The 23,613-nt window shown below is 60.9% G+C and carries 18 protein-coding genes; 16 read left to right on the forward strand and 2 right to left on the reverse strand.

The genetic code is table 11. The features are described from left to right. Window positions 1-113 precede the first annotated feature (113 nt). From gluQRS to HU762_RS25335, 14 genes are all read left to right on the forward strand, one after another. The gene (gene gluQRS / locus HU762_RS25270) at window positions 114-998 is read left to right on the forward strand and encodes a tRNA glutamyl-Q(34) synthetase GluQRS (RefSeq protein WP_186641564.1); all 885 of its coding nucleotides are present in this window, start codon (window positions 114-116) and stop codon (window positions 996-998) included. Window positions 999-1,075: 77 nt separating this feature from the next. After that, the gene (locus HU762_RS25275) at window positions 1,076-1,252 is read left to right on the forward strand and encodes a hypothetical protein (protein ID WP_003176118.1); all 177 of its coding nucleotides are present in this window, start codon (window positions 1,076-1,078) and stop codon (window positions 1,250-1,252) included. Next, on the forward strand, window positions 1,236-4,190 hold the full coding sequence (locus HU762_RS25280) for a sensor histidine kinase (protein WP_186641529.1): 2,955 nt from the start codon (window positions 1,236-1,238) through the stop codon (window positions 4,188-4,190). The genes HU762_RS25275 and HU762_RS25280 overlap by 17 nt, the downstream gene beginning before the upstream one ends. A 22-nt stretch (window positions 4,191-4,212) precedes the next feature. Next, window positions 4,213-5,643, forward strand: coding sequence for a sigma-54 dependent transcriptional regulator (locus tag HU762_RS25285; protein ID WP_186641530.1), 1,431 nt, complete (start codon window positions 4,213-4,215; stop codon window positions 5,641-5,643). Between the two features lie 715 nt (window positions 5,644-6,358). After that, complete coding sequence (locus HU762_RS25290; protein ID WP_186641531.1) at window positions 6,359-7,756, forward strand: polynucleotide adenylyltransferase PcnB; 1,398 nt, start codon at window positions 6,359-6,361, stop codon at window positions 7,754-7,756. A 3-nt stretch (window positions 7,757-7,759) separates the two neighbouring features. Then, the gene (gene folK, locus HU762_RS25295) at window positions 7,760-8,245 is read left to right on the forward strand and encodes a 2-amino-4-hydroxy-6-hydroxymethyldihydropteridine diphosphokinase (RefSeq protein WP_186641532.1); all 486 of its coding nucleotides are present in this window, start codon (window positions 7,760-7,762) and stop codon (window positions 8,243-8,245) included. Window positions 8,246-8,470: 225 nt separating this feature from the next. Continuing rightward, the gene (panB, locus tag HU762_RS25300) at window positions 8,471-9,271 is read left to right on the forward strand and encodes a 3-methyl-2-oxobutanoate hydroxymethyltransferase (protein WP_186613110.1); all 801 of its coding nucleotides are present in this window, start codon (window positions 8,471-8,473) and stop codon (window positions 9,269-9,271) included. Further along, window positions 9,268-10,128: a pantoate--beta-alanine ligase gene (panC, locus tag HU762_RS25305; protein WP_186641533.1), complete on the forward strand. Its 861-nt coding sequence runs from the start codon at window positions 9,268-9,270 to the stop codon at window positions 10,126-10,128. Before panB ends, panC begins: the two co-directional genes overlap by 4 nt. A gap of 116 nt (window positions 10,129-10,244) precedes the next feature. Next, entirely contained in the window at window positions 10,245-10,625 is a 381-nt protein-coding gene (gene panD / locus HU762_RS25310) for an aspartate 1-decarboxylase (RefSeq protein WP_003228271.1), read from the forward strand. 252 nt (window positions 10,626-10,877) lie between these two features. Continuing rightward, entirely contained in the window at window positions 10,878-12,542 is a 1,665-nt protein-coding gene (pgi, locus tag HU762_RS25315) for a glucose-6-phosphate isomerase (protein ID WP_186613108.1), read from the forward strand. A gap of 126 nt (window positions 12,543-12,668) precedes the next feature. Then, window positions 12,669-14,606 carry an acetate--CoA ligase gene (acs, locus tag HU762_RS25320; RefSeq protein ID WP_186641535.1) on the forward strand — a complete coding sequence of 646 codons (1,938 nt, stop codon included), beginning with the start codon at window positions 12,669-12,671 and terminating at the stop codon, window positions 14,604-14,606. A gap of 220 nt (window positions 14,607-14,826) precedes the next feature. Then, entirely contained in the window at window positions 14,827-15,843 is a 1,017-nt protein-coding gene (locus HU762_RS25325; RefSeq protein WP_186641536.1) for a class I SAM-dependent methyltransferase, read from the forward strand. 116 nt (window positions 15,844-15,959) lie between these two features. After that, window positions 15,960-18,893 (forward strand): DUF748 domain-containing protein, encoded by a 2,934-nt coding sequence (locus HU762_RS25330; protein WP_186641538.1) that lies wholly within the window; start codon window positions 15,960-15,962, stop codon window positions 18,891-18,893. Between the two features lies 1 nt (window position 18,894). Beyond that, complete coding sequence (locus HU762_RS25335; RefSeq protein WP_186641540.1) at window positions 18,895-19,191, forward strand: DUF2845 domain-containing protein; 297 nt, start codon at window positions 18,895-18,897, stop codon at window positions 19,189-19,191. A 181-nt stretch (window positions 19,192-19,372) separates the two neighbouring features. Here HU762_RS25335 and HU762_RS25340 read toward each other — a convergent pair whose 3' ends face one another. Further along, window positions 19,373-19,726 carry a BON domain-containing protein gene (locus tag HU762_RS25340; RefSeq protein WP_186613098.1) on the reverse strand — a complete coding sequence of 118 codons (354 nt, stop codon included), beginning with the start codon at window positions 19,724-19,726 and terminating at the stop codon, window positions 19,373-19,375. Window positions 19,727-20,035: 309 nt separating this feature from the next. Continuing rightward, complete coding sequence (locus HU762_RS25345; RefSeq protein ID WP_186641542.1) at window positions 20,036-20,467, reverse strand: pilin; 432 nt, start codon at window positions 20,465-20,467, stop codon at window positions 20,036-20,038. Window positions 20,468-20,691: 224 nt separating this feature from the next. Here HU762_RS25345 and pilB point away from each other — a divergent pair, with 224 nt between their 5' ends. Then, window positions 20,692-22,392: a type IV-A pilus assembly ATPase PilB gene (pilB, locus tag HU762_RS25350; RefSeq protein ID WP_186641544.1), complete on the forward strand. Its 1,701-nt coding sequence runs from the start codon at window positions 20,692-20,694 to the stop codon at window positions 22,390-22,392. A 2-nt stretch (window positions 22,393-22,394) separates the two neighbouring features. Then, the gene (locus HU762_RS25355) at window positions 22,395-23,612 is read left to right on the forward strand and encodes a type II secretion system F family protein (RefSeq protein ID WP_186641546.1); all 1,218 of its coding nucleotides are present in this window, start codon (window positions 22,395-22,397) and stop codon (window positions 23,610-23,612) included. Window position 23,613: the final 1 nt, after the last annotated feature.

A 23,613-nucleotide genomic window follows, 5' to 3' on the forward strand; every position in this document is an offset into this window, starting at 1 on the left:
CTCCGTTTTTTGTTTCCGACGTTTCGCCAGCTGGCAAAACCCAGTCGGGGACAATCGGACCGCAAAATGTTTATTTCTGCCTGATTGAACTCAGTAACCTGCGCCCTATGACCATCACCGCCTCCTATATCGGTCGCTTCGCCCCTACACCAAGCGGCCACCTGCATTTCGGCTCGCTGGTCGCTGCACTGGCCTCGTACCTGGACGCCCGGAAGGCGGGCGGGCGCTGGTTGTTGCGCATGGAGGACCTCGATCCGCCACGGGAAGAACCCGGCGCGCAGATGGCAATCCTCAAGGCGCTGGAAAGCTACGGCTTTGAATGGGACGGCGAAATGGTGCGCCAGAGCGACCGCCATGAAGCCTACCAGCAGGTTATCGATCGTTTGTTCAGCCAAGGCCTGGCCTACGCCTGTATCTGTTCGCGCAAGCAACTGGAACCGTATCAAGGCATTTACCCGGGACTCTGCCGTAACGCCGGCCACGACACCGAGGACGCCGCCATCCGCCTGCGCGTCCCCGAGCTCGAATATCATTTCATCGATCGGGTCCAGGGCGAGTTCCGCCAGCACTTGGGTCGCGAAGCCGGTGACTTCGTGATCCGCCGTCGCGACGGACTCTACGCCTACCAGTTGGCCGTGGTGCTGGACGATGCCTGGCAGGGGGTCACCGATATCGTGCGGGGCGCCGACCTGCTGGACTCCACGCCGCGCCAGCTCTACCTGCAAGAGCTGCTCGGATTGCCGCAACCGCGTTACCTGCACGTGCCGTTGATTACTCAGCCGGACGGGCACAAGCTCGGCAAAAGCTACCGCTCGCCACCGCTGGCCGCCGATCAGGCCGCGCCGCTGCTGTTGCGAGCATTAAGGGCGCTGGGCCAACAACCGCCTTGCGAACTGGACGACGCCAACCCTCGGGAGCTGCTGGATTGGGGCTCGCGTCACTGGGATGCGACGTTGATCCCGCGCACGCTGACCTTGCCCGAAGCGCAAATACGTTGACGGCCCTTGCAGCTTGGCGCCCATCCGTTACCATCGCCGCACGTTTTCGGGCACGCGCATAAACAAGAGAGGCCGGGATGTACATCTATCGCTTGGTCCTGCTCCTGGTAGTGGGGATTTACCTGTTCTCCCCGGCCATCATGGATTGGTGGATCGACGCCACGGGTGCCTGGTATCGGCCGTATCTGCTCTGGCTGATCCTGATCGTCGTGACCTTCATCCTGCAGAGCCAAAAAGATGCCGATGAGCTTTAGCCTGACCCAGATGATCCTGATCAGCGCCGCCTACCTGGCGGTGCTGTTCGGCGTGGCCTGGATCAGCGAACGAGGCATGATCCCACGGGCGATCATCCGCCATCCGCTGACCTACACCCTGTCGCTGGGCGTATATGCCAGCGCTTGGGCGTTCTATGGCACGGTTGGCCTGGCCTATCAGTACGGCTACGGTTTTCTGTCCAGCTACCTCGGGGTCTCCGGTGCGTTCCTGCTGGCGCCGGTACTGCTTTATCCGATCCTGAAAATCACCCGCACCTACCAGCTCTCATCGCTGGCCGACCTGTTCGCCTTTCGTTTCCGCAGCACCTGGGCCGGCGCGCTGACCACCATCTTCATGCTGGTCGGCGTCTTGCCGCTGTTGGCCCTGCAAATGCAGGCCGTGGCTGACTCAATCAGTATCCTGACCCGCGAACCGGTGCAGCATCGCGTGGCGTTGAGCTTCTGCGTCCTGATCATCCTGTTCACGATTTTCTTCGGCTCCCGGCACATCGCCACCCGGGAAAAGCACGAAGGCCTGGTGTTCGCGATCGCCTTTGAGTCGGTGATCAAGCTGATCGCCATCGGCGGTGTCGGCCTCTATGCCTTGTACGGAGTATTCGACGGTCCGCAGCAGCTTGAGCTCTGGCTGCTGCAGAACCAGACCGCCCTCGCCGCCTTGCACACGCCCTTGCAAGAAGGCCCATGGCGCACACTGCTGTTGGTGTTCTTCGCTTCGGCGATCGTGATGCCGCACATGTACCACATGACGTTTACCGAAAATCTCAACCCACGCTCGCTGGTCAGTGCAAGCTGGGGCCTGCCGCTGTTCCTGCTGTTGATGAGCCTGGCCGTGCCGCTGATCCTCTGGGCCGGGCTGAAGCTGGGCGCCAGTACCAACCCGGAATACTTCACCCTGGGCATCGGCATCGCCGCGAACAACAAAGCCTTGGCCTTGCTGGCTTATATCGGCGGCCTGTCGGCGGCAAGCGGATTGATCATCGTGACCACGCTGGCGCTGTCGGGCATGGCCCTCAATCATCTGGTGCTGCCGCTGTACCAGCCGCCGGCGGAGGGAAATATCTACCGCTGGCTGAAATGGACTCGTCGGGCGCTGATCGTGGCGATCATCATGGCTGGCTACGGCTTCTACCTGATGCTGGGCGATGGGCAGGACCTGGCTAACCTGGGCATCGTCGCGTTCGTCGCAACCTTGCAGTTCCTGCCCGGCGTGCTGTCGGTGCTGTATTGGCCAACCGCCAACCGTCGAGGCTTTATCGCCGGGCTGTTGGCGGGGATCCTGGTCTGGCTGGTCGCCATGCTCTTGCCGCTGCTCGGCAACCTGCAAGGTTTCTATATTCCGCTGCTGAACATGATCTACGTGCTCGACGACACCAGTTGGCACATGGCAGCCATCGCCTCGCTGGCGGCGAACGTGCTGATGTTTACCCTGATTTCACTGTTCACCAACGCCAGCAGTGAAGAAGCCAGCGCCGCCGAAGCCTGCGCGGTGGATAACGTTCGCCGTCCGCAACGCCGCGAATTGCATGCCGCCTCACCCCAAGAGTTCGCTACGCAACTGGCCAAGCCCCTCGGCGCCAAGGCCGCGCAAAAGGAAGTCGAACAGGCCCTGCGCGACCTTTACCTGCCATTCGATGAACGCCGCCCCTACGCCTTGCGCCGCTTGCGGGATCGGATCGAAGCCAACCTGTCCGGCCTGATGGGCCCCAGCGTGGCCCAGGACATGGTCGAAACCTTCCTGCCTTATAAGGCGGGCGGCGAAAACTACGTGACCGAAGACATCCACTTCATCGAAAGCCGCCTCGAGGACTACCATTCGCGCCTCACCGGCCTGGCCGCCGAGCTGGATGCCCTGCGCCGCTATCACCGTCAGACCCTGCAGGAACTGCCGATGGGCGTCTGCTCCTTGGCCAAGGACCAGGAGATCCTCATGTGGAACAAGGCCATGGAAGAGCTGACCGGCATCGCCGCCCAGCGCGTGGTCGGCTCGCGCCTGAGCACCTTGGGCGAGCCGTGGAAAGGTCTGCTGCAAGGCTTCATCGATCTGCCCGACGAACACCTGCATAAACAACACCTGGCGCTCGACGGCCAGACCCGTTGGCTGAACTTGCACAAAGCGGCCATCGACGAGCCGCTGGCGCCCGGTAACAGCGGTTTGGTGCTGCTGGTTGAAGACCTGACCGACACCCAGATGCTCGAAGACAAGCTGGTCCACTCCGAACGGCTGGCCAGCATCGGTCGACTGGCCGCCGGCGTCGCCCACGAAATCGGCAACCCCATCACTGGCATCGCCTGCCTGGCCCAGAATCTGCGCGAAGAGCGCGAGGACGACGGCGAGCTGACGGAAATCAGCGGCCAGATCCTCGAACAGACCAAGCGCGTGTCACGCATCGTCCAGTCCTTGATGAGTTTCGCCCATGCCGGCGGCCACCAGCACAACGACGAACCGGTCTGCCTGGCCGAAGTGGCCCAGGACGCCATAGGCCTGCTGGCGCTCAACCGACGCAATTTCGAAGTCCAGTTTTTCAACCTGTGCGATCCGGATCATTGGGTCGATGGCGACCCCCAGCGACTCGCCCAAGTGCTGATCAACCTGTTGTCCAACGCCCGCGACGCTTCACCGGCCGGCAGTGCGGTGCGCGTCAAGAGCGAAGCTTTCGAACATACGGTCGACCTGATCGTCGAAGACGAAGGCAGCGGTATCCCACAGAACATCATGGATCGATTGTTCGAACCTTTCTTCACCACCAAGGATCCTGGCGAGGGCACCGGTCTGGGCCTCGCACTGGTCTATTCCATCGTTGAAGAGCATTATGGACAAATCACCATCGACAGCCCGGCCGATGTTCAGAGCCAACGCGGCACCCGTATCCGGGTAACCTTGCCACGTCATGTCGAAGCGACGTCCGCTGTGAACTGAGACCGTCGAGAGAATCGAATCAATGCCGCACATTTTGATCGTCGAAGACGAAACAATTATCCGCTCCGCCTTGCGCCGCCTGCTGGAACGCAACCAGTACCAGGTCAGCGAAGCCGGTTCTGTGCAGGAAGCACAAGAGCGCTTCAGCATTCCAACGTTTGACCTGATCGTCAGCGACCTGCGCCTGCCCGGCGCCCCCGGCACCGAACTGATCAAGCTCGGCCAGGGCACGCCCGTGCTGATCATGACCAGTTACGCCAGCCTGCGTTCGGCGGTCGACTCGATGAAAATGGGTGCCGTGGACTACATCGCCAAGCCCTTCGACCACGACGAAATGCTCCAGGCCGTGGCCCGGATCCTGCGCGATCGACAAACGGCGACCAACCAGCCTTCGGAACCGACGAACGGCAAGGCGGCATCAGGCAAGGCAGGCGCCAGCAACAGTAACGGTGAAATCGGCATCATCGGTTCTTGCCCGCCCATGCAGGACCTTTACAGCAAGATTCGCAAAGTGGCACCGACCGACTCCAATGTCCTGATCCAGGGCGAGTCCGGTACTGGCAAGGAGCTGGTGGCCAGGGCGCTGCATAATCTTTCCCGTCGGGCCAAGGCACCGATGATTTCAGTGAACTGCGCAGCCATTCCGGAAAGCCTGATCGAGTCCGAGCTGTTCGGTCATGAAAAAGGCGCGTTCACTGGTGCCAGCGCCGGACGCGCCGGCCTGGTGGAAGCGGCGGATGGCGGCACGCTGTTCCTCGATGAAATTGGTGAACTGCCATTGGAAGCCCAGGCGCGATTGCTGCGGGTGCTCCAGGAAGGCGAAATTCGTCGAGTCGGTTCGGTCCAGTCGCAAAAGGTCGATGTACGCCTGATCGCGGCGACCCACCGAGACCTCAAGAGCCTGGCTAAAATCGGCCAGTTCCGGGAAGACTTGTATTACCGGCTGCACGTGATCGCCCTGAAGCTGCCGCCCCTGCGCGAACGCGGCGCGGACGTCAACGAGATCGCCAGCGCCTTTCTTGCCCGTCAGAGCGCGCGCGTCAACCGCACCGACCTGAAATTCGCCCCGGATGCCGAGCAGGCCATTCGTCACTACGCCTGGCCTGGTAACGTCCGTGAACTGGAAAACGCTGTGGAGCGAGCGGTAATCCTGTGCGAAAGCCCGGAAATTTCCGCTGACCTGCTGGGTATCGACATTGAATTGAGCGACCTGGACGATGACGAATTCATCGGTCTCGCACCTCAGCAAGGCGGTGCGAACAACAACAGCCACGAGCCTACCGAAGATCTGTCACTGGAAGACTACTTCCAGCATTTCGTCCTGGAACACCAGGACCACATGACCGAGACCGAACTGGCTCGCAAGCTGGGCGTGAGTCGCAAATGCCTGTGGGAACGCCGCCAACGCCTGGGTATCCCACGGCGCAAGACCGGGGTTGCCAGCGAGAGCTGACCCGTGCGGGTAACACAGTCGAATGTGAAAAAACTGTTACCCCAGCCTTTTCACGTAACAGAAGCCGGGGTTTACGGTAACGAAACCCCGGCTTTTTTTTGCCCTGAAAAAACCGCTATAACCATAGAACCCCCGGTTTCTCTGGGCCTGACAAAAGTTGGCACGCACCCTGCTATAGCTTTGGTACAAGAACAATAACAAGCAATGCACAAGACAATAAAAATAAGACGAATCGACTCACGCACAATAAAAACAAGACGGCGAGAGGCGCAGCTAACTGATTCTTTTGGAGAGGCGTTGTATTTGGGGCTTGCCCCGCAACCAGGCTGAGAACAATAAAACTGTCTCAAGACAGGTGCCTGAACTGGTTGGATCGATTGATCACTGCAACACAGCGACCAAAGCAATCCGTTTGCTCTTGGCTCCCGATTGGGAGGGTCACGAAGGGAAAACCTCGTGGCGCGGGCACTCAACAAAAACAAGAAGCCCGAAACCAATAATAAAAACGAGCACGCAACTAATTCTGGGGGAGCTTCGGCTCCCCTTGTGGTTTCTGGCATCCGGCCCTTCGAAGCAGCCTACAAGCCTTGGCGCTTATGGCCCGCACTCAAATCCGCTCCGTCCTACACCATCCCTCGACTAAATGCTAGAATCCCCGCCCATCATGCGGTCATTCTTTGTTTTTGGCCGAATATTCCTTCAAACAGTGCCTCCCATGCTGAAGAAGCTGTTCCAGTCATTCCGTTCTCCCTTGCGTCGTACGCAACACATTCGCAGCACGCCTGAAGTGCTCAACAGCGGCCAGCATTCATTGCAAAAGGCCCAATTCAGCCGTTATGCGGTGAACATCGTCGAACGCCTGCAGAACGCCGGCTACCAGGCTTATCTGGTCGGCGGGTGCGTGCGCGACATGCTGTTGAACATCACCCCCAAGGATTTCGACGTCGCCACCAGCGCCACGCCTGAGCAGATACGAGCCGAGTTTCGCAATGCACGAATCATCGGGCGCCGTTTCAAGCTGGTGCACATCCACTTCGGCCGCGAAATCATCGAGGTGGCGACGTTCCGCGCCAACCATCCGCAAAGTGATGAGGAAGAAGATAGCAACCAGTCTTCTCGCAACGAGAGCGGACGCATCCTGCGCGATAACGTCTACGGCACGCTGGAAGAAGACGCGCAACGCCGCGACTTCACCATCAATGCCCTCTATTACGACCCGGTCAGCGAGCGCATTCTCGATTACGCCAATGGCGTACATGACATCCGCAACCGTCTCATCCGGCTGATCGGCGATCCCAAGCAGCGCTACCAGGAAGACCCCGTGCGGATGCTGCGGGCCGTGCGTTTTGCCGCCAAGCTGGATTTCGGCATCGAGAAGCACAGCGCCACGCCGATTCGCGAACTGGCCCCGATGCTGAGGGAGATTCCTTCGGCGCGCCTGTTCGAGGAAGTCCTCAAGCTGTTCCTGTCGGGCCACGCCGCAGATACTTTTGAAATGCTCGTGGACCTGCAGTTGTTCGACCCCCTGTTCCCGGCCAGTGCCGAGGCGCTGGAATACAACCCGACCTACACCCACACCTTGATCAGCGAAGCGCTGATCAACACCGACCTGCGCATCAAGCAGAACAAACCGGTGACCCCAGCGTTCCTGTTCGCCGCCTTGCTCTGGCCTGCCCTGCCCGCCCGGGTATTGCGCTTGCAGGAGCGCGGCATGCCGCCGATCCCGGCAATGCAGGAAGCCGCCCATGAGCTGATTGCCGAACAGTGCCAGCGCATCGCGATCCCCAAACGTTTCACGATGCCGATCCGCGAGATCTGGGACATGCAGGAGCGCCTGCCACGGCGCAGCGGCAAACGTGCCGATCTGTTGCTGGACAACCCGCGTTTCCGCGCCGGCTATGACTTCCTGCTGCTGCGCGAAAGCGCTGGCGAACAGACCGATGGCCTGGGCGAATGGTGGACTGATTACCAAGATGCCAACGACAGCGAACGCCGCGACATGATCCGCGAGCTCAGCGGCAAGGACGACGGCGCCAGCGGCCCGCGCAAGCGTCGGCGCAGCAGTGGCGCCAAGCGTAAACGTGCCGGTGTGCCAAGCGCCTCGGACGAGTAATCGATGGAACGCATCTACGTCGGCATGGGCAGCAACCTGGCCGAACCCGCCGAACAGTTGCGCAGCGCCATCGAAGCGCTGGCGCGACTGTCCGAGACTCGGCTGGTGGGGGTTTCAGCGTTTTATCAAAGCGACTCCCTGCTCCCCGGCCAGCCGCGCTACACCAATGCCGTGGCGGCGCTGGACAGCAGCCTTGCGCCACTGGACTTGCTCGATGCGCTGCAAGCCATCGAAACCGGCCAGGGCCGCGAGCGCCTGGAGCGCTGGGGTCCGCGCACCCTCGACCTGGATATCCTCCTGTTCGGTGATCGGCTGATCGACGAGCCCCGCCTCAAGGTCCCTCATTACCACATGCAAGCCCGGGCCTTCGTGCTCTATCCGCTGGCAGAGTTGGCGCCCGCCGACCTGCGCCTGGCCGACGGCCGCCTGCTCAAGGATCTGCTCGCCGAGTGCCCGTTTCTCGGCCTCGAGCGCCTGGCCCATCCTTAGGTTGCGGTACCAGACAGTCACAATTTGGGCGCGCCTCCCAGCTGAAACGCATCAGTAACCTAGGTAACACCCGGCGGTAACACATCCAATTGACTTCCCCGGTACTCCTCACGACTATAGGCATCCCGTTGCCGCCAACGCGGCGCTAAAGGGCGCAATCCGGGCCTTACAAGCACCACGCATAGAGGGTGCGCCTGTATTCGAGCGCCTAATGAGGACTTTTACATGCCAGCTATTACCCTGACCACGCTGCAAGGTCTCAAGCAAAAAGGTGAAAAAATCACCATGCTGACCTGCTATGACGCCACCTTCGCCCATGCCTGCAATGAGGCTGGTGTCGAGGTGCTGCTGGTGGGCGACTCCCTCGGCATGGTGCTGCAGGGTCACGACAGCACATTGCCGGTGACCACTGCCGAGATGGCCTACCACGTGGCCGCCGTCAAACGCGGTAACACCGATGCGTTGATCCTCGCCGACCTGCCGTTCATGGCCTATGCCACGCTCGATCAAACCATGACCAACAGCGCCATGCTGATGCAGGCCGGTGCCCACATGGTCAAGGTCGAAGGCGCGCTGTGGCTCGCCGACTCGATCCGCCTGCTGGCCGAACGCGGCATTCCCGTGTGCGCGCACCTGGGCCTGACCCCGCAGGCGGTGAATATCCTCGGCGGCTACAAGGTCCAGGGTCGTAATGAAAACCAGGCACGGCAGATGCGCGCCGATGCCATTGCCCTGGAGCAGGCGGGCGCGGCGATGTTGCTGCTCGAATGCGTACCCACCGAGCTGGCTGAAGAAATAACCCAGGCGGTGAAGATCCCGGTAATCGGCATCGGCGCTGGCAGCGCCACCGATGGCCAGGTGCTGGTGCTCCACGACATGCTCGGCCTGTCGATCACTGGTCGCGTGCCCAAGTTCGTGAAGAACTTCATGGCCGGGCAAAGCACCATCCAGGCCGCGCTCGCCGCTTATGTTGCCGAGGTGAAGGGCGTGACCTTCCCGGGCGCCGAACACGGATTCTCTGCATGAACACCGTCAAGACCGTACGCGAACTGCGCGCCGCCGTGGCCCGTGCCCGCAGCGAAGGCAAACGTATCGCTTTCGTCCCGACGATGGGCAACCTGCACAGCGGCCACATGGCGCTTGTGACCAAGGCGGCGCAACGGGCCGACTTTGTCGTGGCGAGCATCTTCGTCAATCCGCTGCAATTCGGCGCTGGCGAAGACCTGGACAAATATCCCCGCACCCTGGCGGCCGACCAGGAGAAGCTGCTCCAGGCCGGGTGCCATTTGCTGTTCGCACCAAGCGCCGAGGAAATGTATCCCGACGGCATGGCCGGACAGACCCGCGTCAGCGTCCCACAGCTGTCCGAAGGGCTGTGCGGTGCCAGCCGGCCAGGGCATTTCGAGGGCGTGGCGACGGTGGTCAGCAAGCTGTTCAACATGGTCCAGCCGGATCTGGCAGTGTTTGGCCAGAAGGACTTCCAGCAACTGGCGGTGATCCGCGCTCTGGTCCATGACCTGAACATGCCGATCCAGATCATCGGCGAGCCTACCGTGCGCGCCGATGACGGCCTGGCGCTGTCGTCGCGCAACGGCTTCCTCAGTGCTGAACAGCGGGCCGTCGCGCCGGTGGTCTACCGTGCCCTGGGCCAGATCGCCGAGGCGATCAAGCAGGGACAACGGGATTATCCGGCGCTGATCGCCGAGCAGCTCAAGCAACTCGAAACCGCCGGTCTGCGTCCCGACTATCTGGAAATCCGACACGCCAAGACGCTGCGCCCGGCCGTGGCCGAGGATCGCGACCTGGTGATCCTGGTGGCCGCCTTCCTGGGCACCACCCGGTTGATCGACAACCTGCATCTGGACCTCGACGCGCCCGCCTGAGCCCTCGTCCCCTGTGTCAGCGAGCAGGCTTGCACAGGGGCTGCGCAGTGTTATTGCCGCCTCGACAGCCTTCGGGCAAACTGCCCGCCGTTTGGACCCGACCAGAGGAAACACTCATGCACGCCATCATGCTCAAGGCCAAGCTGCACCGCGCCGAAGTCACTCACGCCGTGCTCGATTACGAAGGCTCCTGCGCCATTGATGGTGAATGGCTGGACCTGTCGGGCATCCGTGAATACGAACAGATCCAGATCTACAACGTCGACAACGGCGAGCGCTTCACCACCTACGCCATCCGTGGCGAGGAAGGCTCGCGGATGATCTCGGTCAACGGCGCCGCGGCGCACAAGGCCAAGGTGGGCGACCGCGTGATCATTTGCGCCTACGCCCATTACAGCGAAGCGGAGCTGCTCAATTTCAAGCCGCGCATGCTGTACATGGCACCGGGCAACGAACTGAGCCACACCAGCAACGCCATTCCGGTCCAGGTTGCCTGACCAGCCCCGCCTGCTTTCCCCTTCCAGGCGGAAGCGTTTCGCTCCCGCCTGTCGGACCATTCCCACCCCTTTTGTATAAAAAAGTACCGGGAAGCGGTCAGACAAAGTCAAGACAGATCGCAACGCGAGGTTTACTGTATTCGCCCTGTGCCCGGCGATCGTGTCGACGCAGTTGTCCGGACGCCCTCCGCGGGCCTCGCCGGAATTTTTAGTGTACAAAAGGTCGTTCAAGTAAAAAGGAAACCCGCAGCGATGGCGTATTACCGAACTCCTCAAGACGTGACCGCTCTGCCCGCCTGGCAAGCGCTGAATGACCACCGCAAAGCCATGCAGGATTTCAGCATGCGCGAAGCGTTCAATGCCGATCCGCAGCGTTTCAATCAGTTCACCCTTTCCAGCTGTGGCTTGTTTCTCGATTACTCGAAAAACCTGATCAATGCCCAGACCCGCGACCTGCTGGTGGGCCTGGCTAACGAAGTCGACCTCCAGGGCGCAATCAAGGCGCTGTTCGAAGGCGAAATCGTCAATGCCTCCGAGAACCGCCCCGCCCTGCACACCGCCCTGCGTCGGCCGGTGGGCGACAAGCTGCTGGTAAACGGCTCCAACGTGATGCCCGATGTGCACAAAGTGTTGAACCAGATTACCGACCTGGTGGGCCGCATCCACGATGGCCTATGGCGCGGCTACACCGAGAAGCCCATCACCGACGTGGTGAACATCGGCATCGGTGGCTCCTTCCTCGGCCCGCAGCTGGTGTCCGAAGCACTGTTGTCGTACACGCATAAAGGCGTTCGCTGTCATTACCTGGCGAACATCGACGGCAGCGAGTTCCATGAGCTGACCATGAAGCTGCGCGCCGAGACCACGCTGTTCATCGTCTCGTCGAAATCTTTCAACACCCTTGAAACCCTGAAGAACGCCCAGGCGGCACGTGCCTGGTATCTGGCCCAGGGTGGCTCGGAAGCGGAGCTCTACCGCCACTTCATCGCGGTATCGAGCAACAACGCCGCCGCCGTGGCCTTCGGCATTCGCGAAGAAAATATCTTCCCGATGTGGGACTGGGTCGGCGGGCGCTACTCGCTGTGGTCGGCCATCGGCTTGCCCATCGCCCTGGCCATCGGCATGTCGAACTTCAAGGAACTGCTGTCCGGCGCCTACTCCATGGACCAGCATTTCCAGAGCGCGCCATTTGAACAGAACATGCCGGTGCTGCTGGCGCTGCTGGGCGTGTGGTACGGCAACTTCTGGGGTGCGCAGAGCCATGCGATCCTGCCGTACGACCATTACCTGCGCAACATCACCAAGCACTTGCAACAACTGGACATGGAATCCAATGGCAAGAGCGTGCGCCAGGACGGTACGCCGGTCTCCACCGACACCGGTCCGGTGATCTGGGGCGGCGTCGGCTGCAACGGCCAGCACGCTTACCATCAGTTGCTGCACCAGGGCACCCAATTCATCCCGGCCGACTTCATCGTGCCGATCGTCAGCTTCAACCCGGTTTCCGACCATCATCAATGGCTCTACGCCAACTGCCTGTCCCAGAGCCAGGCGCTGATGCTCGGCAAGACCCGCGCCGAGGCCGAGGCCGAGCTGCGGGACAAGGGCGCCAGCGAAGAAGAAGTGCAGAAACTGGCCTCCCACAAGGTCATCCCGGGCAACCGTCCAAGCAACACCTTGGTGGTCGAACGCATCAGCCCGCGCCGCCTCGGCGCGCTGGTTGCGCTGTACGAACATAAAGTCTTCGTCCAAAGCGTGGTCTGGGGCATCAACGCCTTCGACCAATGGGGCGTGGAGTTGGGCAAGGAGTTGGGCAAGGGCGTCTACAACCGCCTGGTGGGCAGCGAAGAAACCGCCGCCGAAGATGCTTCGACCCAAGGCCTGATCAACTACTTCCGCGGACGTCATCGCGGCTGACCCTGGTCAGACACACTGCGGGGGCGGGCTTGCTCGCCCCCACACTGTTTCCATGTACAACTTGAACTGGATATTCACTCGGCGCATCTTTATGTCTTGTCGCAAAAACAAGAATAAGGAACCGTCATGTTCGATATCAGCCAGTACCCCCACGCCGATGCCGTCCGCCGGGCTGCGCAACTGAGTCAGGACGAGTACAAGCGGCTCTACAAAGAATCCATCGAGCACCCCAGCACATTCTGGGCTGAGCAAGCCACGCGCTTTCTCGACTGGATGACGCCCTGGCAGACTGTCCAGCGCTACGACCTCAAGAGCGGTGAAGCCAACTGGTTCGCCGGCGGCAAGCTGAACGTCAGCGCCAACTGCATCGACCGCCATATGGATACGCGCGGTGACCAGACCGCGATCATCTGGGAAGGCGACGATCCCGCCGAATCGGCAGAAATCACCTATAAAAAACTTCACCATCACGTTTGCCGGCTGGCCAACGTGTTGAAAAGCCGCGGCGTGAAGAAAGGCGACCGGGTCTGCATCTACATGCCGATGATTCCTGAGGCGGCCTACGCCATGCTTGCCTGCACTCGCATTGGCGCGGTGCACTCTGTGGTGTTCGGCGGTTTTTCGCCGGATTCGTTGCGTGATCGAATTCTCGACGCCGATTGCCGCACCGTCATCACTGCCGACGAAGGCGTGCGCGGCGGGCGGTTCATACCGCTCAAGCGTAACGTCGACAAGGCGCTGGAAAGCTGCCCGAACGTCAGCACCGTGCTGGTGGTCGAGCGCACCCAAGGTGAGGTGAACTGGGTCGAAGGCCGTGACCTCTGGTATCACCAGGCGATGCACGAGATGAGCGACGATTGCCCGCCTGAGCCAATGGACGCGGAGGATCCGCTGTTCATCCTCTATACCTCCGGCAGCACCGGCAAGCCCAAGGGCGTGCTGCACACCACTGGCGGTTATCTACTGCAAGCGGCAATGACCTTCAAGTACGTACTCGACTATCGCGACAACGAAGTGTTCTGGTGCACCGCCGACGTCGGCTGGGTCACCGGCCACAGCTACATCGTCTACGGCCCGCTGGCCAACGGTGCCACCACGCTGATTTTCGAGGGCGTACCGAGCTACCCGAGCAGTTCGCGCTTCTGGCAGGTCATCGACAAGCATCAGGTCAATATCTTCTACACCGCTCCGACCGCCCTGCGCGCGCTGATGCGCGAAGGCGCCGGGCCGTTGCAGGACACGTCCCGCAAAAGCCTGCGATTGCTTGGCAGCGTCGGTGAGCCGATCAACCCGGAGGCGTGGGAATGGTATTTCAACGTCGTAGGCGAGCAGCGCTGCCCGATTGTCGATACCTGGTGGCAGACCGAAACCGGCGGCATCATGCTCAGCCCCCTGGTCAGTGCCCCACGGCTCAAGCCAGGCTGCGCCACCCGCCCGATGTTCGGCGTGCAGCCTGTGCTGCTGGATGAAACGGGCAAGGAAATCAATGGCGCCGGCAGCGGCGTGCTGGCGATCAAATCCAGCTGGCCAGCGCAGATTCGCAGCGTCTATGGCGACCATCAACGCATGGTCGATACGTACTTCAAGCCCTACCCCGGCTACTACTTCACCGGCGACGGCGCCCGTCGCGACGAAGATGGCGATTACTGGATCACCGGACGCATCGACGACGTGATCAACGTTTCCGGACATCGCATCGGCACCGCCGAAATCGAAAGCGCCCTGGTGCTGCACGACAACATTGCCGAGGCGGCGGTGGTCGGTTATCCCCATGATCTCAAGGGTCAAGGCATCTATGCCTTTGTCACGCCAATGGATGGGGTGGAAGCCAACGACGAGTTGAAAAAGGAACTGCTCGCCCATGTCAGCAAGGAAATCGGCAGTTTCGCCAAGCCGGAACTGATCCAATGGGCGCCAGCCCTGCCCAAGACCCGTTCGGGCAAGATCATGCGACGGATTTTGCGCAAGATCGCCTGCAATGAACTCGACAGCCTCGGCGACACTTCGACCCTGGCCGATCCGAGCGTGGTGGAGGGGTTGATCGACACGCGACTGAACCGCTGAGACAACATAAACCTCCCGTGGCGAGGGAGCTTGCTCCCGCTCGGCTGCGCAGCAGACGCAAAATCGCGGTCGCCCTTGGAAAACAGGGGGGGCGCTTCGCACCCCAGCGGGAGCAAGCTCCCTCGCCACAAAAGCGCTGCCTGACTCAAACCTTCAGGCAATACCCGAGTATGCATAACTGCTAAACTCCCGCGCCTCATTTCCTTAAGGCGCGCACGGCATGTCTTCCTTGAATCTGGCGCTGCGCGCCGCCCTCGACCAGCGCCAGCCGCTTCTTGGCCAACTGCACCAGCAAGGCACCGACTGCTATCGCCTGTTCCACGGCAGCCAGGAAGGCGCGCCCGGCTTGACCGTGGACCGCTACGGCCCGCAGCTGCTGGTGCAGAGTTTTCACCAATCGCTGGCGCGGGAGGAATTGCTGCAGTTGCACGCCATCGTCAACGAACGGCTGGGCCTGGACACCCTGCTTGTCTATAACGACCGCGCCCGGGGCAACTCGCGCGTCGATCGCCAGGACAATGTCTATCAGGCTGACGAGGCCGCGCTGCAAGACTTGGTCGGACATGAATGGGGCCTCAATTACCGCATCCGCGGGCGGCATGCCGGGCAGGATCCGTTGCTGTTCCTCGACCTGCGCAACGCCCGTGGCTGGGTCAAGGACCATAGCCGGAACAAAAGTGTGCTGAACCTGTTCGCCTACACCTGCGGCGTGGGCCTCAGCGCGGCGGCAGGTGGGGCGCGCGAAGTATGCAATCTGGATTTTGCCGAGGGCAACCTGGCGGTGGGACGCGAAAACGGCCTGCTCAACCCCGATCTGCCGGCGATGGAGTTCGTGCAATCGGATTATTTCCCGGCGATCCGCCAGTTGGCCGGCCTGCCCATCAGCCAGCGGCGCGGACAGAAACTGCCCAGCTACGTGCGCCTGGAACAACGTCAATACGACCTCGTGCTACTCGACCCGCCCGCCTGGGCCAAAAGCGCATTCGGCACGGTCGATCTGTTGCGCGACTATCAAAGCCTGCTCAAGCCGGCACTGCTCACGACCGCCGACGACGGCGTGCTGATCTGCTGCAACAACCTGGCGAAAGTGTCCATGGATGACTGGCGCGAACAAGTGTTGCGTTGCGCGCAAAAGGCCGGCCGCCCGGTGCGCGAGTGGAGCGTACTGGCGCCAGGTGACGATTTTCCGTCGCTTGATCAACAGCCGCCGCTGAAAACATTGATCCTTCAGTTCTGATCGCGCTCGGCAATCCCACGAAAAAACGGACAAATCTGATAAAACACAGTGGCTTCGGAACCGTAAACGCATGCCATACTCCAAGGCACTCCGATTCACACCAGACGAAGCCACACATGCCCAAAGGATTGATTCGCGCTATCGGCGCCCTGTTGACCGCACTGGCCCTCTACAGCCTGTTGGGCTTCCTGATCCTGCCGGGCATTGCCTTGCGCATCGCCAACCAGCAATTGGCCGCCCACGCGACGGTGCCCGCCCAGATCCAGCGTATCGAACTCAATCCCTTCAGCCTTGAAGTAACGCTCTGGGGCCTGAATGTCGGCGAGCCTGGCAAGGAGCAGCTCGGTTTCGAACGGCTGTACGCAAACCTGCAACTCGACAGTTTGTGGTCCGGCGCCCTGCACCTGGCCGAGATCGAGCTGGACAAGCCCAAGACCGAAGTCATGTTCGCCAAGGACGGTCAGCTGAACCTGCTGGGATTGTTCAAGCTGCCGCCCAGCGAGCCGACCCCGGCAGATCCCGACGCCAAGCCGTTCCCGTTGCGAGTCGACCGGATCAAACTTGCCAGCGGCTACGTCCACTTTCAGGACCTGCGTCCCAGCGAGCCCATCGAATTCCTGTATGACACCCTCGATTTCGAGCTGAAAAACCTCAGCACCCTGCCCGATGACAGCGCCGACATGACTCTGGTGGCGATCAGTCCGCAAGGCGGCCAACTCGACTGGACCGGCAATTTCAGCCTCGCGCCGATTGCCTCCGAGGGCACGCTGAAAATCACTCGCGGCCAGATGAAAGCGTTCTGGCCCTACGTACGTGACGCGGTGCCCCTGGTGTTGGAAAACGGTGTACTGGACCTGAGCACGGACTACAAGCTCAACCTCGCCAAAGGCACGGAACTGCTGCTCAGCAACGCCGCCGTCAGTGTCGCGCCCTTCGCCATCAAGGCGCCTGATGGTCGCCCGCTGGTCAAGCTGGAGCGCCTGGACGTGAGCGAGACCTCACTGGACCTGGCCAAGCAGCAAGTGATCGTCGGCAAGATCCGCAGCCAGAAACTGGAAACCTGGGCAGCACGGGAAGCGGACGGGCAATTGGACTGGCAGAAACTCTTCGCCAGCCAACCGGCCAAACCTGAGGTCAAGGCTGAACCGGCATCGGCCCCGGCAGCCGCCGACTCACCCAAAGCGGAGCCTACAGCGCCGAGCAAGCCGTGGCAGGTGCTGTTGAAGGACGTGCAACTGCGCGATTACCACGTGCATCTGGCCGACCGCCAGGCACAACCGGCCGTGGCGCTGGACGTCGGCCCGCTGAACCTCGACTTGCAGAATTACGACACGCTCAACGGCTCGCCTTTCAACCTCAAGCTCGACACCGGCCTGGGCAAGCAGGGCAAGATCCAAGCCGACGGCGTGGTTAACCTGAATCCGGTCACGGCGAAGCTCAACGTCAAGACCCAGGACATCGACCTGCGGGTTGCCCAGTCCTATATCAACCCGTTCATTCGCTTGGAAGTGCGCTCCGGGATGCTCGGCAGCGACCTGGTAGTAGACCTCAAGAGCACCGAGCCGCTGGCATTGGCCGTCACGGGCCGCGCCCAGGTCGATCAGTTGCATACCCTCGACACGCTCAAGACCCGCGACTTCCTCAAATGGCAGCGCCTGGAGATCCAGGGCCTCGACTACCAGCATGGCGACAGCCTGTCGATCAACAAGGTCAACCTGTTCCAGCCGTACGCGCGCTTCATGATCAACGACGACCGCACCACTAACGTCGACGATCTGCTCATACCGCAACCGGCCGACGGCGCGACCAAGACCACCGGAGCCAAACCGGCCTCGAAGGAAAAGCCGCTGGGTATCCACATCGGCGGCATCGCCATCAATGACGGCTCAGCCAATTTCGCCGACTTCAGCCTGACGCCCAACTTCGCCACGGCCATCCAGCAGCTCAACGGTGAGATCGGCACCATCGACAGCCGCCAGGCCAAGCCGGCCACCGTGGACGTGAAAGGCAAGGTCGACCGTTACGCACCTGTGACGATCAAGGGCGCGGTCAACCCCTTCGACCCGATGGCCAGCCTCGACATCGCCACCAGCTTCAAGCGCGTCGAGTTGACGACCCTGACGCCTTACTCCGGCAAATTTGCCGGCTATCGCATCCGCAAGGGCCGGCTCAATCTCGACCTGCATTATCGAATCACCAAGGGCCAGCTCCAGGCCGACAACAAAGTGGTGGTCGAGCAATTGCAACTGGGTGAAAAGGTCGACAGCCCGGATGCCGTGAGCCTGCCGCTTAAACTCGCCGTTGCCCTGCTCAAGGATTCCGAGGGCCGGATTACCATCGAGCTGCCGGTGTCCGGCAACCTCAACGACCCGCAGTTCAGCGTGATGCCGATCGTCTGGCAGACCCTGCGCAATCTGGTGGTGCGCGCGGCCCAGGCGCCGTTCAAGCTCATCGGTGGGTTGGTGGCTGGCGGTGGCTCGGAAGACCTTGGCAGCGTGGCTTTCGCGCCAGGGGCCAGTGAGCTGAGCAAGGAAAACGAAAGCGTATTGCTCAAATTGGCCGAAGCCCTGGGCAAACGTCCGGAGTTGAAGCTGGAGATCGAAGGCACCGCCGCCCAAAGCAGCGACGGCCCGCTGCTCGCCGCCCAGCGCCTGGAGCGCGAATACCAGTACAACTACTACAAGATGCTCCAGCGTCGGGGCGACAAAGTCCCGGCCAAGGCTTCGTTGCTGGAAGTGCCCGAAGATGAGAAGGCCCCGCTGCTGGAAGGGATCTACCGCACCCGCCTGAAGACCCAACCGCCAGCCGAATGGACGCAACTGGATAAAAAGGCCCGCATCGACAAACTCCGTGAAGGCGTCATCAACTTCTGGAGCGGCAGCGACCCGCTGCTGCGCGAACTGGGCCAGGAGCGGGCGAGCAGCATCAAGGATTTCCTGGTGGACAAGGGCAAGCTGGCCGACGACCGCGTGTACTTCATCGACGCCAGCCTCGGCCAAGCCGAGAGCGACGGTACCGTCATCACACCGATGCACCTGGATGCCGAATGACATGAACCGCCTGTGCGGACTTGGCCTGGGTATGTTATTGGCCGCTGGCCACGTGTCGGCTGCCAATACGCTGCGCTGCGGCAGCCAGTTGATCAGCGTCGGCGATCGCTCCAGCGAGGTGCTGCAAAAGTGCGGTCAGCCCGCGGCGCGCGATGACCTGGGCTACAAGCGCAGCGTCAATCGCCGGGAAGAATACCCGGTGGAAGAATGGACCTACGGACCCCATAGCGGCATGTATCAATACCTGCGCTTCGAGGGCAATCGGCTGGTGGAGATCACCAGCAAGCGTGGGCGCTGACCGTCACTCCGCAACACGCACCTTTTCCCGCCCCAGAATAGAACAGGCCCCCGGCACGAATGCCGGGGGCCTGTAATGGCCACGTCCGTGTGGCCTTTCGCATGAACTCCAAAGCAACGACAAACGTATATCTCAGCCCGCTTGCCGTGCCTTCTCCCAGTCCAGGCGAGAAGCTCTAGCCTTACTCGGCTTTCAGGCCGTCAGCCGATACGGCCTTGACGCCTTTGATTTTCTTGGTGATTGCCACAGCGGTGTCTTTTTGTGCCTCAGTGACTTTGGTCATCGAAGATAGGGACACAACACCTTTGTTGGTTTCGACTTTGATGTCGCTGCCTGGAATGCCTTTTTCGGTAACCAGGTCAGCTTTGACCTTGGTGGTGATCCAGGTATCGGAAACGTCTTCCTTAGCCTCTGTCACTTCGCCCGCAGCCAGCATCATCGGGGCCTGAGTAGCTTGAGTGGTCTCGGCGAAAGCGCTAGCCATGGACAGGGTCAGTGCAGTGGCAGCAGCGGCAGTGATAGCGAACTTCTTCATACGAGTAACTCCTGTTTTTCTCAGAAACTGCCGCAAGTGCATCTCGGCAGGTTGTCAGGAGTAGTGCGAACGCTGTGCCAGTTTTGAAACAATAATATTTTTCTTATAAATCAGATAGTTAAGCGAAGCGGTGTTTTTCACAATCATGCAAATTGCATGACCGGGTGAATTGGGACATGCAACTTGCGGGTTTTCATCGGGCGCTAAGCTTATGAATTCCCGAGCTTTTATTTAAGGACTTAAAACACCCTCCGCATCCACGACAAAGCCCCGCAGGAGCAGGGCTTTGGTTGTATTTTACGCTGTCGGTTAGCCAGCGGGAGCGGCAGCCGCGCCGCCTGTACAGCCAGCTGGCAAGTATTCCTGAGCGGCTGTGGAGCCACAGGTCCACACACCAGCTGCAGAACGGGACAACGTAATCGCTTTACCAAGCACAGGGGCCGGTGCATTAAGCAAAGTGCACGCGATTGAGCCAGTTCCAGCCGACGCGGTACCTGAAATGGTCAAGGTGCAGTTACTGGTGGGCGACGTGCCACCAATGTTTTCCAAGGTCGGGCTTGTCCCCTGATTCATGACGTCTTCAAAAGGCACCTTCAATGCAGACACCTCCGCCAGCCCCGCCGTCGCCTTCGCCCGCGCCTGATACTTCGAATATTGCGGCAACGCGAACGTCGCCAGAATGCCGATGATCGCCACCACGATCAGCAGCTCGATCAGCGTAAAACCCTTCTGCTTATTCATAGACATCTCCCATGCATGAGCCGAAATCTCATGACCTGATATGTCTGCTGCATGGCACATGCCAACCCGCCCGCCCCCGTCCCGCCTGGCATCCGGGCCAGCGAACGGCAACGTCCTATCCCAACAACCGCACTATCTGACGCTTTTTGTCACCTGCCTCCACTGGTTAGGCGTCGAGGCTTGACTAGGCTATAAGACATGAACAGCCCGCGTCCGGTATCCCCATGAATGACATCGCCCTCAGCGGCCTGGCCAAGCAATTGGTGCTGGCCGAACTGATCACCGAACAAAGTGCCCAGCAGGCCTACCAACAGGCCCAGCGCAATCGCCTGCCCCTGGTCAGTTACCTGGTGCAGAACAAACTCGTCCAGAGCCGCCAGGTGGCAGAAATCGCTTCGGAGCATTTCGGCATCGCCCTGCTCGACCTCAACAGCCTGGACAAGGACACCCAGCCCGCCGGACTGGTCAGCGAGAAACTGGTGCGCCAGCATCACGCCCTGCCGTTGTGGCGGCGCGGCAACAAGCTGTTCGTAGGCATTTCCGACCCGACCAATCACCAAGCCATCAACGACATCCAGTTCAGCACTGGCCTGACCACCGAAGCCATCCTGGTGGAGGACGACAAGCTCAGCGATGCCATCGAGAAGTTCTTCGAGTCCAGCAGCACGGGCCTGGAAGGCATGGGGGATGTCGACCTCGACGGCCTGGACATCGAATCGATCGACGACCGCAAGCAAGACGCCATCGCCGGCCAGGACGGCGACGATGCGCCGGTGGTGCGTTTCGTCAACAAGATGCTGCTGGATGCGATCAAGGGTGGTTCTTCCGACCTGCACTTCGAGCCTTATGAAAAAAGCTACCGGGTGCGGGTGCGCACCGACGGCATCCTCCGTGAGGTCGCCAAGCCACCCATTCAGTTGGCGAACCGCATCGCCGCGCGCCTCAAGGTCATGGCCAGCCTGGACATTTCCGAACGACGCAAACCTCAGGACGGCCGGCTGAAGATGCGCCTGTCGAAAACCAAGTCCATCGACTTCCGGGTCAACACGCTTCCCACTCTCTGGGGCGAAAAAGTGGTGATCCGGATCCTCGACCCCTCCAGCGCGCAAATGGGCATCGATGCCCTGGGCTACGAGCCGGAACAGAAAGACCTGTACATGGCGGCCCTCAAGCAGCCGCAAGGCCTGATCCTGGTGACCGGGCCGACCGGCTCGGGCAAGACCGTTTCGCTCTACACCGGCTTGAACATCCTCAACACCGTGGACATCAATATCTCCACCGCCGAGGATCCGGTGGAAATCAATATGGAAGGCATCAACCAGGTCAACGTCAACCCGCGCCAGGGGCTGGACTTTGCCCATGCCCTGCGCTCGTTCCTGCGCCAGGACCCGGACGTGATCATGGTCGGCGAGATCCGCGACCTGGAAACCGCCGAAATCGCCATCAAGGCGGCCCAGACCGGGCACTTGGTGTTGTCCACGCTGCACACCAACAGCGCCGCCGAAACCCTGGTCCGCTTGCAGAACATGGGCATCCCCGGCTTCAACATCGCCACGGCGGTGCACCTGATCATTGCCCAGCGCCTGGCACGCAAACTGTGCACCCACTGCAAGAGAGCCATCGAGATTCCCGAGGAAACCTTGCTCAAGGAAGGCTTCCCTCGGGAACGCATTGGCTCGTTCACGATCTATGAGCCGGTCGGTTGCGAGCAATGCAACAACGGCTACAAAGGTCGCCTGGGGGTCTACGAAGTGGTGAAGAACACGCCTGAGCTGCAACGGCTGATCATGGCCGAAGGCAACTCCCTGGAAATCGACCTGCAAATGCGCAAGGACGGCTTCAATGACTTGCGCACCTCGGGGCTGGCCAAAGTGATGCAAGGCATCACTAGCCTCGAAGAAATCAACCGGGTCACCAAGGATTGAACATGGCGGTCAAGGCAGTAAAAACCGACGTCTATACGTGGGAAGGCAAGGACCGCAAAGGCACGAAGATGTCCGGCGAACTGACCGGCCAGAGCCCGGCGCTGGTCAAGGCGCAGTTACGCAAGCAGGGCATCAATCCGGGCAAGGTGCGCAAGAAGTCCACGTCGATATTCAGCAAAGGCAAGCGCATCAAGCCGCTGGATATCGCCCTCTTCACGCGGCAGATGGCGACGATGCTCAAGGCCGGCGTGCCCCTGCTGCAGGCGTTCGACATCATTGGCGAAGGCTTCGACAACGCCAACATGCGCAAGCTGGTAGACGAGGTGAAACAGGAAGTCGCCGCCGGCAACAGCTTCGCCGCCTCGCTGCGCAAGTGCCCACAATATTTCGACGAGCTGTACTGCAACCTTGTGGATGCCGGCGAGCAGGCCGGCGCCCTGGACACGTTGCTGGACCGAGTCGCGACCTACAAGGAAAAGAGCGAAGCGCTCAAGGCCAAGATCAAGAAAGCCATGACCTACCCCGCGGCGGTGATTCTCGTCGCGGCCGTGGTCACGAGCATCCTGCTGATCAAGGTCGTGCCGCAGTTCGAATCGGTGTTCTCCGGCTTCGGCGCCGAACTCCCGGCCTTCACGCTGATGGTCATCGGCCTGTCGGAATTCATGCAAGAGTGGTGGTGGATGCTGCTTGGCGGAGCGGTGGGGGCGTTCTTCGGTGTGAAATATGCCCTCAGGCGCTCCCAGGCGTTTCGGGACTGGCGAGACAAATGGCTGCTCAAGCTCCCGTTGATCGGCACCTTGATGTACAAGTCCGCCGTGGCCCGCTACGCCCGCACGCTCTCGACCACCTTCGCAGCCGGCGTACCGCTGGTGGAAGCCCTCGACTCGGTCTCGGGCGCCACCGGCAACGTGGTATTCAAACGCGCGGTGCAACGCATCCGGCAGGACGTTTCGACCGGCATGCAGCTGAATTTTTCCATGCGTACTTCCGGGATCTTCCCGAACCTGGCGATCCAGATGACCGCCATCGGCGAAGAATCCGGTGCGCTGGATGACATGCTCGACAAAGTGGCGAGTTTTTATGAAGCCGAAGTGGATAATCTGGTGGACAACCTCACCAGCCTGATGGAACCCTTCATCATGGTGGTCCTGGGGGTGGTCGTCGGTGGCCTGGTGGTCGCGATGTACATGCCCATCTTTCAACTCGGCTCTGCGATCTGAC

It is taken from the genome of Pseudomonas sp. SWRI92, from assembly GCF_014268685.1.
GTDB classification, from domain to species: Bacteria; Pseudomonadota; Gammaproteobacteria; order Pseudomonadales; family Pseudomonadaceae; genus Aquipseudomonas; species Aquipseudomonas marvdashtae.